Below are 12,492 nucleotides of genomic sequence, written 5' to 3'. Positions count from 1 at the left end.
TCGATCAGCTTCGATCGAGCGTGAGCGCCGTCGGACGGCGCATGCCGCCCGACACCCCGATTCACCACCATTTGCAGGGATCCGCGCGGGCGATCACACGGTCGCACTGCGCGCCCTCAAGACTGTGAGGACCACATGAGCGAAGCGTTCATCTACGACGCAGTGCGCACGCCGCGCGGGAAGAACCGCGGCGGAGCGCTGCACGGCACCAAACCCATCGACCTCGTCGTCGGACTCATCGACGCCCTGCGCGAGCGCAACCCTGACCTCGACGATGCCGCGATCGACGACATCGTCCTGGGCGTCGTCTCCCCGGTCGGCGAACAGGGCTCGGACATCGCCCGCACCGCGGCACTCGTCGCCGGGCTCGACGAATCGGTCGCCGGCGTCCAGGTCAACCGGTTCTGCGCCTCGGGGCTCGAAGCCGTCAATCTCGCCGCGCAGAAGGTCGGCAGCGGCTTCGAATCGCTCGTGCTCGCCGGCGGTGTCGAATCGATGTCGCGGATTCCTCTCGGCTCCGACGGCGGCGCCTGGTCGCAGGATCCGACGACGAACTACGACACCTACTTCGTGCCGCAGGGCATCGGCGCCGATCTCATCGCGACGACCGAGGGCTTCACCCGCGACGACGTCGACGCCTACGCCGCTGAGTCCCAGCGCCGCGCCGCCGAGGCGTGGGAGGACGGACGCTTCGACGGCTCCGTCGTGCCCGTCAAGGACCTCAACGGGGTGACGATCCTCGACCGCGACGAGCACATGCGCCCCGGCTCGACCGTCGACTCCCTGTCCCAGCTGCCCCCGGCGTTCGCGAAGCTCGCCGAGCAGACCGGCTTCGACGACGTCGCCCTGCAGAAGTACCACTGGGTCGAGGAGATCGACCACGTCCACACCGCCGCGAACTCCTCGGGCATCGTCGACGGTGCCGCCCTCGTCGTCATCGGCGACGAGGAGGTCGGGAAGACGATGGGGATGAAGCCGCGCGCCCGCATCGTCGCCACCGCCGTCGTCGGCTCCGAACCGACGATCATGCTCACCGGCCCCACCCCGGCCACGCAGAAGGTCCTCGACAAGGCCGGACTCACCGTCGACGACATCGACCTCTTCGAACTCAACGAGGCCTTCGCCGCCGTCGTCCTCAAGTGGATGAAGGACCTCGACATCCCGCACGAGAAGGTCAACGTCAACGGCGGGGCGATCGCCATGGGCCACCCGCTCGGCGCAACCGGGGCGATGATCCTCGGCACCGTCCTCGACGAGCTCGAACGCCGCGACCTGAACCGCGGCCTCATCACTTTGTGCATCGGTGCAGGCATGGGCATCGCGACGATCATCGAAAGGGTCTGACATGACGAACGCTCACTACTCCCGCACCACCGACGCCGACGGCATCGTCACCGTCGTCCTCGACGACCCCGATTCCTCGGTCAACACGATGAACGACCACTTCGGCGCCGCCCTCGAGGAGACCGTCGACTGGCTGGAGGCCAACGTCGACGACATCACCGGCGTCGTCATCACCTCGGCGAAGAAGACGTTCTTCGCCGGCGGTGACCTCGACCGCCTGCGCCGGGCCGATCCGGAGAACGCCGAGGCGGAGACCGCGCAGGTCGAGCACATCAAGTCGCTCCTGCGTCGCCTCGAGAAGCTCGGCAAGCCCGTCGTCGCCGCAATGAACGGTGCGGCACTCGGCGGCGGCCTCGAGATCGCGCTCGCCACCCACCACCGGATCGCCGCCGACGACGTGAAGTCCGCGCGCTTCGGACTGCCCGAGGTCACCCTCGGACTGCTGCCCGGAGGCGGCGGAGTCTCGCGCGTCGTGCGGATGATCGGCCTGCAGAACGCCCTGCAGAAGGTCATCCTGCCGGGCACGAAGTTCACCGCCGCCGACGCCCAGCAGCTCGGTCTCATCGATGAGCTCGCCCCCGCCGCGGATCTCGAGGACCGTGCGAAGGCCTGGATCAAGGCCAACCCCGACGCGGTGCAGCCGTGGGACGTCAAGGGCTTCAAGATCCCCGGCGGCGCCCCGACCTCACCGTCGATCGCGATGCTGCTGCCCGCGCTGCCCTCGACCCTGCGCCGCCAGCTCAAGGGCGCCCCGATGCCGGCCCCGCGCGCGGCCATGGCCGCGGCCGTCGAAGGTGCGCTCGTCGACATCGACACCGCGCTGACCGTCGAGACCCGCTACTTCGTCAACCTCACCCACACCGCGGTGGCGAAGAACATGATCAAGGCGTTCTTCTTCGACCTCGGCCACATCAACTCCGGCGGCTCCCGACCCGACGGCGTCGAATCCCGTCAGGTGAAGAAGCTCGGCGTCCTCGGCGCCGGGATGATGGGGGCCGCGATCGCCTACACCGCCGCACGCGCCGGCATCGACGTCGTCCTCAAGGACGTCGAACTCGCCGCCGCGGAGAAGGGCAAGGCCTACGCGGTCAAGCGCGAGGAGGCGGCGCTCGCCAAGGGCAAGACGACCCCGGAGAAGTCCGAGGCGGTGCTCGCGCGCATCCACCCGTCGGCCTCGGTCGAGGACTTCGCCGGCGTCGACTTCGTCATCGAAGCCGTCTTCGAGTCCGTGCCCGTCAAGCACCAGGTCTTCGGGGAGATCGAGAACATCGTCGCCCCCGACGCCGTCCTCGGCTCGAACACCTCGACCCTGCCGATCACGGAACTCGCGACCGGGGTCGAGCGGCAGGCCGACTTCATCGGCGTCCACTTCTTCTCACCCGCGGACAAGATGCCGCTCGTCGAGATCATCACCGGGGAGAACACCTCGGATGAGACGCTGGCCCGGACCTTCGACTTCGTCCAGCAGATCCGGAAGACCCCGATCGTCGTCACCGACTCCCGCGGATTCTTCACCTCGCGGGTCATCGGGACCTTCATCGCCGAGGCGGTCGCCGCCGTGGGCGAGGGCGTCGAACCCTCCAGCGTCGAACAGGCGGCCCTCCAGGCCGGGTACCCGACCGGTGCGCTCCAGCTCCTCGACGAGCTCACGCTCACCCTGTCGCAGAAGATCCGCCAGGAGACCCGCGCCGCGGTCGAAGCCGGCGGCGGCAACTGGGAGGAGCACCCCTCCGAGGCGGTCATCGACTGGATGGTCGATCAGGGGCGCACCGGACGCAAGGACGGCGCCGGATTCTACGAGTACGACGAGACCGGCAAGCGCACCCACCTGTGGCCCGGCGTGCGCGAGCACTTCGACTCCGGATCGAGGGAAGAGCCGTTCGCCGACCTGCAGGAGCGGATGCTCTTCGCCGAGGCGATCGAGACGATCAAATGCCTCGACGAGGGCGTGCTCACCTCGGTGCCCGATGCCAACATCGGCTCGATCTACGGCATCGGGTTCCCCGCCTGGACCGGCGGCGTCCTCCAATACGTCAACCAGTACGAGGGCGGGCTGCCCGGCTTCGTCGAGCGGGCGAAGGAACTCGCCGCGACCTACGGTGAGCGGTTCACCCCGCCGAAGTCGCTGCTCGCCCGCGCGAAGTCGGGGGAGACCTACGAGTGAGCTGACGTCAGCGGCTCGGCGAGATTCCGACAGCGCCCACAGACCGGAGGCCCGGACGACGCGATTCGTCCGGGCCTCCGGTGTGCTCGACCCAGAGTCAGGCCGGTCGGTCCACCGCCGTGCGCTCGGCCAGCTGCGGGTAGGTGCGGACCAGTCCGTCCTCATCGATCGTGAGGTCAGCCGTGAAATCCCGCGTCCCGCTCGTGTACCGGACGCGGTCGGCGTCGATGCCCGTGTAGATCTGCGGACTGGCGATGACATTGAGGGAGGGCATGTCGATCCACGCCATCGTCAGCGAATGCTCGGCCGTCGTGTCGGTCTGCAGGGACAGCCGGCGGATCGGCATCGTGTTCGTCAGCGGACACAGTCCGAGATCGCAGTCGAGCGCACCGTCGAGGGCATCGGCGTCGACGATGCCCGGCGACGGCAAAGGGAAGGGCGGCGTCCCCGACTGCTCAGTCTCACTCGACCAGCGACCCGTGTCCGGATCCCGCGTGAGGCTGAGCGCGCGCGACCAGCCGCGGCCCTGCACGGCGACCGCGACGGTCCTCGTGATCCACCCGTCGCGGGCGTCGACCGTCCACGCCGCCGCGTAGTCGTCCGTGACCTGCCGTCCGACGGCGTGGAGACCGTCGGCGAGGAGCACCTCGGCGCTGTCGCGGCGATCAGGATCGTCGAGACCCCTCCAAGCGACCTGCCGTGAGCGTGCATCGGCGGAGGTCGCCTCGAAGTGTTCGATCGTCGTGTCGTAGTACCTTGTGGTGGCACCGAGCGGAGTCATCCCGATGCGCCGGGCCACCGCCTGTGAGGCGGGATTGTCCGGGCGGACGACGGCGATGCTCCGCTCGAGTCCGCCGGCGAAACCGGCAGCGAGCAGCAGCGCCCCCGCCTCGGCGGCATAACCCCTGCCCGCGTGCGCGGCATGGGACCGCCAGCCGATCTCCACCTCGTCCCCCGTTTCCCCGGCGCTGTAGCGGATCGGCTTGAGGACCGCAGCGCCGACCGGGGTGCCGTCGTGGAGAGTCACGCACCACCAGCCGCGTCCCGGCGACGCCGAGTCATTCTCCGTCGTGATCCACGCGGCGGCGTCCTCGATCCGCGGCAGCGCCGCCTTCGGGATGAAGCGGAGGAGATCCGGATTCGCATGGAGGCCGTGGACGAACGACGCATCGGCATCGTCGAACCGCCTGAGGATGAGACGGTCGCAGACATAGTCCGGTGGCGGAGGATCCGCGAGCACAGTCATGTCATGAGACTACGCCGGGGCACTGACATCGTCGGGGACTCCGGCGGAATAGCGCGCGGGCCGGGGGCGTTGTGCGTCGCACGGGCGCACAACGGTGCCCGCACATCTGACTCGACAGCCCCTTTGAGGAGGCGCGATGCGCGCAGCGGTCTATGACCAGTTCACCGATGACTTCGACGACATCACCGTCCGAGAGATCGAGGATCCGAAGGTCCCGCCGGCCTCCGTCCTCATCGAGGTCAAGGCCGCGGGGGTCAACCCCGTCGACTGGAAGCTCGTCGGCGGCGGGCTCGAGAAGTTCCTGCCCACCCAGTTCCCCGTCATCCCCGGCTGGGACGTCGCCGGCACCGTCATCGGCCTCGGCTTCGACACCCCGGAGTTCGAGATCGGCGATGAGGTCGTCGCCTACGCCCGCAAGGACGTCCTCGGCGGCGGCACCTTCGCGGAGAAGGTCGCCGTCCCCGTCCACGCCGTGACGAAGAAGCCCGCGGGACTGACCTGGGAACAGGCCGGGGGACTGCCGCTGGCCGGCAACACCGCCCTGCGCACCCTCGACGCCCTCGGCGACCTCGACGGGAAGACCGTCCTCATCCACGGTGCCGCCGGCGGTGTCGGCAGCATGGCCGTCCAGATCGCCAAGGCCGCCGGCGCCCGTGTCATCGGCACCGCCTCGGAGCGCAACCACGACTGCCTGACGGGTCTCGGGGCCGAACCCGTCACCTACGGCGAGGGCCTGGCCGACCGGGTCACGGAGCTCGCAGGCGGTCCCGTCGACGCCGTCGCCGATTTCGTCGGCGGACAGCTCGAGACCACGCTCGCCGTCCTCGCCGACGACGGAGCCCACGCCTCGATCGCCGACCCGACCGTGACCGAGCACGGCGGACGCTACATCTGGGTGCGTCCCGATGGAGCGACGACGGCCCGGCTCACCGAGCTCGTCGACGCGGGCAAGCTCACCGTCGATGTCGCAGAGATCTTCCCCCTCGCCGAGGTGGCCGACGCGTTCCGCTCGAGCGCGACCGGGCACACCCGCGGCAAGCTCGTCATCGTCCCCTGACCGGCCCGCATCCCGGCCGGCGGATCCGTCCGCGGCCGGGGCTCAGCCGATCCCCAGCGCCGCGGTCGCTGCCGCCCGCAGCTCGCGGCGGACCACCTCGGCGCTGGAGCTGCGGGCGAGGTACGGCGTCGAATTCATCATCCCGAACGCCGCGTGGACGCGCACGGTTGCGGCCTCGAGCGACCAGTCCGGGTGGGCCTGCGCCGCGACGGCCGCCCATTCGCTCACGTACTGCCGCTGCAGACGCCGCACCGTGCGCCGCGACCCGTCGGGCAGGGCGGCGAAATCGCGGTCCTGGATGCGGATGAGATCGGGCTCGGACATCGCGAAGCCGAAAAATGTACGTACGCCTCATGGCGCGCCTCGCAGGGCTCCCTAACCAAGTCACCGTAGCTTCGGCATAGGCAATACTGGAGATACCGATACGCTTGTAGACATTGGCCGCGCTCGTGCCTGGAGAGCCAGCTTCTCAAACGGCAGAGGAGTTTGAACTGCTGTCGGCCGAAATTTTCGCCATCAGTAGTCGCCTAGAACTTGACTCAGACTTTCGTTCACGCCCTGGCGCGCCGACGGTCTAGACTAACGAAATGGCGAAGAAGACATCCCCGCGCGAACTCTCCCCGAAGTTCAGTGATCTCAACTTCGGAGACATAGATGCTACTCAAGAAGCAATCGACGAGCCCGAACTACTGTTAAACGGTTACTTCGATTATCGTGAAGCGGCATACGGCATCGAAACTCGCAATCTTTGGTTATTGCTTGGCCCGAAGGGATCAGGAAAAACGGCAGTTCTAGAGCATATTAGGCTCAAATGGCAAGGCGACCCGAACCGGTTCTTTATGCTCTGGGATCTCGCCGGCTTCCCGGTTAACGATGTCACAGGCTTCGGAAGCGGACAATCGCTGGGCGCTTCGAGGACTCAATCTGGATGGGAATTTTTGCTTTTGTTGAGGCTGTTGTCCTCGCTATCGAATGATGTAGGTGCGACTTCCGCCCATCGGCAACTTGAGCAACTAATTTCTGGACTGCGTAAGCAAGGATACATTACAAATGATTGGATCGGGGCGGTAACAAAGTGGAAAATGGGTCCGATCAAGATGGATCTCAAATTTCTTAGCAGTGAATTTGGCAGGTCCGAAAAAAACAACGAATTTACATCTCAGGGCCCATTGGAGGCCTCGGCGTTCATTAAGGAAACCTTGATCGAGAATCCAAGTGAAAGTCGGCATTTGATTGCACTGGATGGATTGGATTCGTTCTTCTTTGAAGATCATGACGAGTGGAATTCTCTTACCGGTTTGATCCAGGCGATCAATTCTCTGAACAAGTGGTCGAAAGCTAGTCGGCTGCCGTATTTGTTTGTTACCGCAGTTCGCTCAGATATTTTTGATGTGCTTTCGGGGCCCGATCTGAACAAGATGAAGCAAAAAGCGGTCCACCTAGACTGGAATGCTGGCGGCATTGGGCCTCAGAATGATCTTTGGAACTTGGTTCAAGGAAAAACATCCGTGCGCCATCCTCAGATTAATCTGGTAAAACAGTACTTTGCCAATCACAGGGCGTGGATATATCCCGACATTCCAACCGCGATCCTGGATCATACCCGTCTATTGCCGCGTGACATTATCGCGGCATTGAATTACATGAAACTTGAATACGGTGGACGTTCGGCAATCCCGCAGGCGATTGCTGAGAGTGCGTTAAAACGCTACTGCATTGAGTATTTCGTGGGTGAAATATTCGACAACCTTGCGGGAGTTTTGCCGCCGAATAAGACGCCTCGCCTAAGAAGTTTTGAGGATGTGTTGCGAACAAGCCCTAGGCGCATGTTTTCTTTCGAGTACCTCCAGCGAGAGCTAGAAGGTGAAATTGAAACACATGAAATCCGTCAACTGCTGAAACAGCTGTTCGATGTTGGGGGAATAGGTATGCGCAATGGAAAGTATACTGACTTTGCTTATCGCAATGTCAGCGGTGCCGGGTTTAGCCGTCATCATCAATATATGCTTCATGATGCATTGACACGAGCCTGGAATCGACCGTGGACCTGAACGTGCTGGTATCTCTGTGATTGAGGTTGGGTGGCGAAATGTGGGCTCGTTTAGAGAGAACTCAGTTCAAGCAACGGATGCTTCTGACGTGAATCTTTCTTGCAGTTTCCGTGCACGTACATTTGACCTCGTCCTGGTTTTGTTGCCTATAGGGCACCGTGGCGTCCGACGAGAACTCGATAGATACTCTTACTTTGATAGCCCCAGCGCCGCGGTCGCTGCCGCCCGCAGCTCGCGGCGGACCACCTCGGCGCTGGAGCTGCGGGCGAGGTACGGCGTCGAATTCATCATCCCGAACGCCGCGTGGACGCGCACGGTCGCGGCCTCGAGCGACCAGTCCGGGTGGGCCTGCGCCGCGACGGCCGCCCATTCGCTCACGTACTGCCGCTGCAGGCGCCGCACCGTGCGCCGCGACCCGTCGGGCAGGGCGGCGAAATCGCGGTCCTGGATGCGGATGAGATCGGGCTCGGACATCGCGAAGTCGATGTGGAAGTCGACGAGCGCCCGCAGCGTCGGCACCGCCTCGGCGTTCCGGGAGGCGATCGCATCCCCGCCGGTCTGCAGGTACTGGGAGATCCCGACGAGGAGCTCCTCGAGGACGGCCTCCTTCGACTCGAAGTGCCGGTAGACCGCGGGTGCGGAGATGCCCACGCCCTTGGCCAGGTCCTCGAGGCGGACCCCGTGGAAGCCGTGCCGGGCGAAGAGCGTCTTCGCCACCGCGAGCAGCTGCTCGCGCCTGGCCGCCTTCGCCGCCGCGCGCGGCGACGTCGCTTCCGTCTGCTTCATTCCCACTCACATTCGTGCTCGGTGGTCGTGCGCGTTGTCACACTCGACCGTGAGCAGTATCATAGCAGTCAGTTAATCACCATTAACTGAAACTGCAGTGAGGGGACCAGGGAATGAGAGCAGTGGGAACTGCGGCCAACCCGGCGGCCGGGCAGGCCAACGCCGACGCGCACGCCGCGCTCATCGCCGAACTCCGGGACCGCATCAGCGCCACCGCGCTCGGCGGACCCGAGAAGTCCAGGCAGAGGCACATCGACCGCGGCAAGCTCCTGCCCCGCGATCGCGTCGAGGCCCTCCTCGACCCCGGCACCCCCTTCCTCGAACTCTCCCCGCTCGCGGCGAACGGGATGTACGACGACGCGAGCCCGGGCGCCGGGATCATCACCGGCATCGGCCGGGTCGCCGGGCGCGAATGCGTCATCGTCGCCAACGACGCCACCGTCAAGGGCGGGACCTACTACCCGGTGACGGTGAAGAAGCACCTGCGGGCCCAGGAGATCGCGAAGGACAACCGGCTGCCCTGCATCTACCTCGTCGACTCCGGCGGTGCGAACCTGCCCAACCAGGACGACGTCTTCCCCGACCGCGAGCACTTCGGTCGGATCTTCTACAACCAGGCGACCCTGTCCGCCGCGGGCATCCCGCAGCTCGCCGCCGTCCTCGGCTCCTCGACCGCCGGCGGCGCCTACGTCCCGGCGATGGCCGACGAATCGATCATCGTCTCCGAACAGGGCACGATCTTCCTCGGCGGCCCGCCGCTGGTCAAAGCCGCGACCGGCGAAGAGGTCAGCGCCGAGGACCTCGGCGGCGGTGCCCTGCACTCCCGGGTCTCCGGCGTCACCGACCACCTCGCGGCCAACGACGCGCACGCACTCGAGATCATGCGCGACATCGTCTCCACCCTCGGACCGAAGCCGGCGCCGAACTGGGACGTCATCGAACCGCAGGAACCGCTCCACTCACCGGAGGAGCTCACCTCGATCGTCCCCGTCGACTCGAAGGTCCCCTATGACGTCCACGAGGTCATCGCCCGCCTCGTTGACGGCTCGCAGTTCCACGAGTTCAAGGCCGAGTACGGCACGAGCCTCGTCACCGGCTTCGCCCACATCGACGGCCACCCCGTCGGCATCATCGCCAACAACGGCATCCTCTTCGGCGAATCCGCCCAGAAGGGCGCCCACTTCATCGAACTCTGCGACCAGCGGACGATCCCGCTCGTCTTCCTCCAGAACATCTCCGGCTTCATGGTCGGCCGCGACTACGAGGCCGGCGGCATCGCCAAGCACGGGGCGAAGATGGTCAACGCCGTCGCCACCGCCCGCGTCCCGAAATTCACCGTCGTCATCGGCGGATCCTTCGGCGCCGGCAACTACTCGATGTGCGGGCGCGCCTACTCCCCGCGCTTCCTGTGGATGTGGCCCAACGCCCGCATCTCCGTGATGGGCGGCGAACAGGCCGCCAGTGTCCTCTCCACCGTCAAACGCGACCAGATCGAGTCCCGCGGCGAGACGTGGTCGGCCGAGGCCGAAGACGAGTTCAAGCAGCCCATCCGCGACCAGTACGAAGCCCAGGGCAACCCGTACTACTCGACGGCCAGGCTGTGGGACGACGGCATCATCGAACCTCAGGACACCCGCGAGATCCTCGCGCTCGCCCTCGACCTCGCCCGCTTCTCGCCCCTGAGCCGACCGCTCGACGCCGCCGGCTACGGCGTCTTCAGAATGTGAGCTGACCAATGTTCGACACCATCCTCATCGCCAACCGCGGCGAGATCGCCCTGCGCGTCATCCGCACCGCGAAGCGCCTCGGCATCCGGACCGTCGCCGTCTACTCCGACGCCGACGCGCACGCCGCCCACGTCAGGGCCGCCGACACCGCCGTGCGGCTCGGTCCCGCCGCCGCCTCGGAGTCCTACCTCGACATCGACAAGGTCATCGCGGCCGCCCAGGCGACCGGGGCCCAGGCCATCCATCCCGGCTACGGCTTCCTCTCCGAGAACGCCGACTTCTCTGCCGCGTGTGAGGCCGCCGGCATCGTCTTCCTCGGTCCCGGACCCGAGGCGATCCGGACGATGGGCGACAAGATCACCGCGAAGCAGGCCGTCTCCGCCCGCGGCGTGCCGCTCGTGCCCGGCACGAAGGACGCCGGGCTGAGCAATGAGGCGCTCATCGCCGCCGCCGAGGACATCGGCTACCCCGTCCTCATCAAGCCCTCGGCCGGTGGCGGCGGCAAGGGCATGCACGCGGTCTTCGAGCCCGCAGCTCTGCCCGCCGCTCTCGAGACCGCACGTCGCGAGGCCGCGAACTCCTTCGGCGACGACACCCTCTTCCTCGAACGCCTCGTCGCCACCCCGCGCCACATCGAGGTCCAGGTCATGGCCGATGCGCACGGGAACGTCATCCACCTGGGCGAACGCGAATGCTCCCTGCAGCGCCGCCACCAGAAGGTCATCGAGGAAGCTCCCTCGGCCCTCCTCGACGCGGCGACCCGGGAGCGGATCGGCCAGGCGGCGATCGAGACGGCACGGTCCGTGGGCTACCGCGGCGCCGGCACCGTCGAATTCATCGTCGGCGCCGACCGGCCCGACGAGTTCTTCTTCATGGAGATGAACACCCGCCTCCAGGTCGAGCACCCCGTCACCGAGGAGGTCACCGGGGTCGACCTCGTCGAACTCCAGCTGCGCGTCGGCGCGGGGGAGGAGCTGCCGCTGAGCCAGGACGACATCACCCTGACCGGGCACGCGATCGAGGCCCGCATCTACGCCGAGGATCCCGCCCGCGGATTCCTCCCCACCGGCGGCCGCGCGCTCGACGTCGTCTTCCCCGCCGGGGAGGGCATCCGCGTCGACTCCGGACTCGACGCCGGTCAGCGGGTCGCCTCCGACTACGATCCGATGATCGCCAAGCTCATCGTCTCGGGCCCTGACCGAGCCACCGCCCTCGCCCGCCTCGACGCCGCGCTCGCGGCCTCGGCGGTGCCGGGTATCGTGACGAACATCGACTTCCTCCGCACCCTGGCCACCCTCCCCGAGGTCGTCGCCGGTGACCTCGACACCTCGCTCATCGACCGCCTCGGCGAGGATCAGCTCGCCCACACAGCCGGGGAGATCGACCGGCAGATCGCGACCGCCGCCGTCCTCCGCACGCAGGGCCGGGCCGGCACCGAGGTGACCGGGGAGCTCACCGCGGACGCGCTGGGTCGGGGGACCGCCTCGGCGTGGGCGCGGGCGCTGCCCTTCCGCACTTCGCGTCCGGACTTCCGCCCCACGGTCGCCCTCACCGTCGACGGGGAGACGGTCGACGTCACGAGCGCCGTCGACGACGTCAGCGTCGGCGACGACGGCACCTGGCACGTCCTCATCGACGGCACCCAGCACACCGGCCGGGTCTTCTCCGACGCCGCTGACCGGTCGATCTGGGTGACCGGCGACCGCGGCATCCACGTCTTCACCCGCCCGCAGGCCGACACCTCGCTCACACCCGGGGCCGGCGGGGCAGAGGTGCTCGCCCCGATGCCCGGCTCGGTCGTCGACGTCAAGGTCGAATCCGGCGCCCATGTCGAGGCGGGCGACGCGATCGTCGTCGTCGAGGCGATGAAGATGGAGCACGTGCTCACCGCCCCGGCCACCGGCACCGTCACCGTCACCGCGGTGCCCGGCGCCCAGGTGGCCCTCGACGAGGTGCTCGCCACCGTCGTCGACGACAGCGCCGCCGACCTCGACACGGCCGCCGCGGATTCCGCGACTGAGACGGAGACGGCGGTCGCGGTCGTCGGGAAGGGCGGCGCCGCATGACCACCGCACCACAGACCGCACACACCAGCGAAACCACGCCCACCGGCGGAG

At 66.9% G+C, this 12,492-nt stretch carries 8 protein-coding genes and 1 pseudogene; 6 read left to right on the top strand and 3 right to left on the bottom strand.

Annotation, left to right across the window (positions count from 1 at the left end; translation table 11 throughout):
- The first annotated feature begins 135 nt into the window (after positions 1-135).
- Together ABD154_RS12570 and ABD154_RS12565 are read left to right on the top strand one after the other, a co-directional pair.
- A complete protein-coding gene (locus ABD154_RS12570; RefSeq protein WP_198500687.1) occupies positions 136-1,344 on the top strand; it encodes an acetyl-CoA C-acetyltransferase in 1,209 nt (402 codons plus the stop codon).
- A gap of 1 nt (position 1,345) precedes the next feature.
- Positions 1,346-3,508: a 3-hydroxyacyl-CoA dehydrogenase NAD-binding domain-containing protein gene (locus tag ABD154_RS12565; RefSeq protein WP_198500688.1), complete on the top strand. Its 2,163-nt coding sequence runs from the start codon at positions 1,346-1,348 to the stop codon at positions 3,506-3,508.
- A 97-nt stretch (positions 3,509-3,605) separates the two neighbouring features.
- On the opposite strand, the gene ABD154_RS12560 is transcribed toward ABD154_RS12565, so the two are convergent.
- The gene (locus ABD154_RS12560; RefSeq protein ID WP_198500689.1) at positions 3,606-4,754 is read right to left on the bottom strand and encodes a putative glycolipid-binding domain-containing protein; all 1,149 of its coding nucleotides are present in this window, start codon (positions 4,752-4,754) and stop codon (positions 3,606-3,608) included.
- A 136-nt stretch (positions 4,755-4,890) separates the two neighbouring features.
- Between ABD154_RS12560 and ABD154_RS12555 the strand changes: the two genes are divergently transcribed.
- Positions 4,891-5,811: an NADP-dependent oxidoreductase gene (locus ABD154_RS12555; protein ID WP_198500690.1), complete on the top strand. Its 921-nt coding sequence runs from the start codon at positions 4,891-4,893 to the stop codon at positions 5,809-5,811.
- A gap of 42 nt (positions 5,812-5,853) precedes the next feature.
- Here ABD154_RS12555 and ABD154_RS12550 read toward each other — a convergent pair.
- Positions 5,854-6,147: pseudogene (locus ABD154_RS12550) on the bottom strand (TetR/AcrR family transcriptional regulator); the annotation flags it as partial.
- Positions 6,148-6,398: 251 nt separating this feature from the next.
- On the opposite strand from ABD154_RS12550, the gene ABD154_RS12545 reads away from it, so the two are divergent.
- Positions 6,399-7,862, top strand: a complete 1,464-nt coding sequence (locus ABD154_RS12545; RefSeq protein ID WP_198500691.1) for a P-loop ATPase, Sll1717 family — start codon at positions 6,399-6,401, stop codon at positions 7,860-7,862.
- Between the two features lie 189 nt (positions 7,863-8,051).
- Here ABD154_RS12545 and ABD154_RS12540 read toward each other — a convergent pair whose 3' ends face one another.
- Positions 8,052-8,648: a TetR/AcrR family transcriptional regulator gene (locus ABD154_RS12540; protein ID WP_198500692.1), complete on the bottom strand. Its 597-nt coding sequence runs from the start codon at positions 8,646-8,648 to the stop codon at positions 8,052-8,054.
- A 113-nt stretch (positions 8,649-8,761) separates the two neighbouring features.
- On the opposite strand from ABD154_RS12540, the gene ABD154_RS12535 reads away from it, so the two are divergent.
- Positions 8,762-10,375 carry a carboxyl transferase domain-containing protein gene (locus tag ABD154_RS12535; RefSeq protein ID WP_198500693.1) on the top strand — a complete coding sequence of 538 codons (1,614 nt, stop codon included), beginning with the start codon at positions 8,762-8,764 and terminating at the stop codon, positions 10,373-10,375.
- An 8-nt stretch (positions 10,376-10,383) separates the two neighbouring features.
- Positions 10,384-12,441: an acetyl-CoA carboxylase biotin carboxylase subunit gene (locus tag ABD154_RS12530; protein ID WP_198500694.1), complete on the top strand. Its 2,058-nt coding sequence runs from the start codon at positions 10,384-10,386 to the stop codon at positions 12,439-12,441.
- Positions 12,442-12,492: the final 51 nt, after the last annotated feature.

It is taken from the genome of Brevibacterium sanguinis (genome assembly GCF_039528855.1).
In the GTDB taxonomy this organism is placed as follows: Bacteria; Actinomycetota; Actinomycetes; order Actinomycetales; family Brevibacteriaceae; genus Brevibacterium; species Brevibacterium sanguinis.
Note: the sequence above shows the minus strand (reverse complement) of the source record. Positions and strands in the feature narration are given on the sequence as shown.

What these genes read in the sequence shown, in the direction of transcription:
- ABD154_RS12565 (WP_198500688.1), top strand. Translation starts at nt 1,346, where the DNA reads ATGACGAACGCTCACTACTCCCGCACCACCGACGCCGACGGCATCGTC.
- ABD154_RS12545 (WP_198500691.1), top strand. Translation starts at nt 6,399, where the DNA reads ATGGCGAAGAAGACATCCCCGCGCGAACTCTCCCCGAAGTTCAGTGAT.
- ABD154_RS12560 (WP_198500689.1), bottom strand. Translation starts at nt 4,754, where the DNA reads ATGACTGTGCTCGCGGATCCTCCGCCACCGGACTATGTCTGCGACCGT.
- ABD154_RS12570 (WP_198500687.1), top strand. Translation starts at nt 136, where the DNA reads ATGAGCGAAGCGTTCATCTACGACGCAGTGCGCACGCCGCGCGGGAAG.
- ABD154_RS12535 (WP_198500693.1), top strand. Translation starts at nt 8,762, where the DNA reads ATGAGAGCAGTGGGAACTGCGGCCAACCCGGCGGCCGGGCAGGCCAAC.
- ABD154_RS12540 (WP_198500692.1), bottom strand. Translation starts at nt 8,648, where the DNA reads ATGAAGCAGACGGAAGCGACGTCGCCGCGCGCGGCGGCGAAGGCGGCC.
- ABD154_RS12555 (WP_198500690.1), top strand. Translation starts at nt 4,891, where the DNA reads ATGCGCGCAGCGGTCTATGACCAGTTCACCGATGACTTCGACGACATC.
- ABD154_RS12530 (WP_198500694.1), top strand. Translation starts at nt 10,384, where the DNA reads ATGTTCGACACCATCCTCATCGCCAACCGCGGCGAGATCGCCCTGCGC.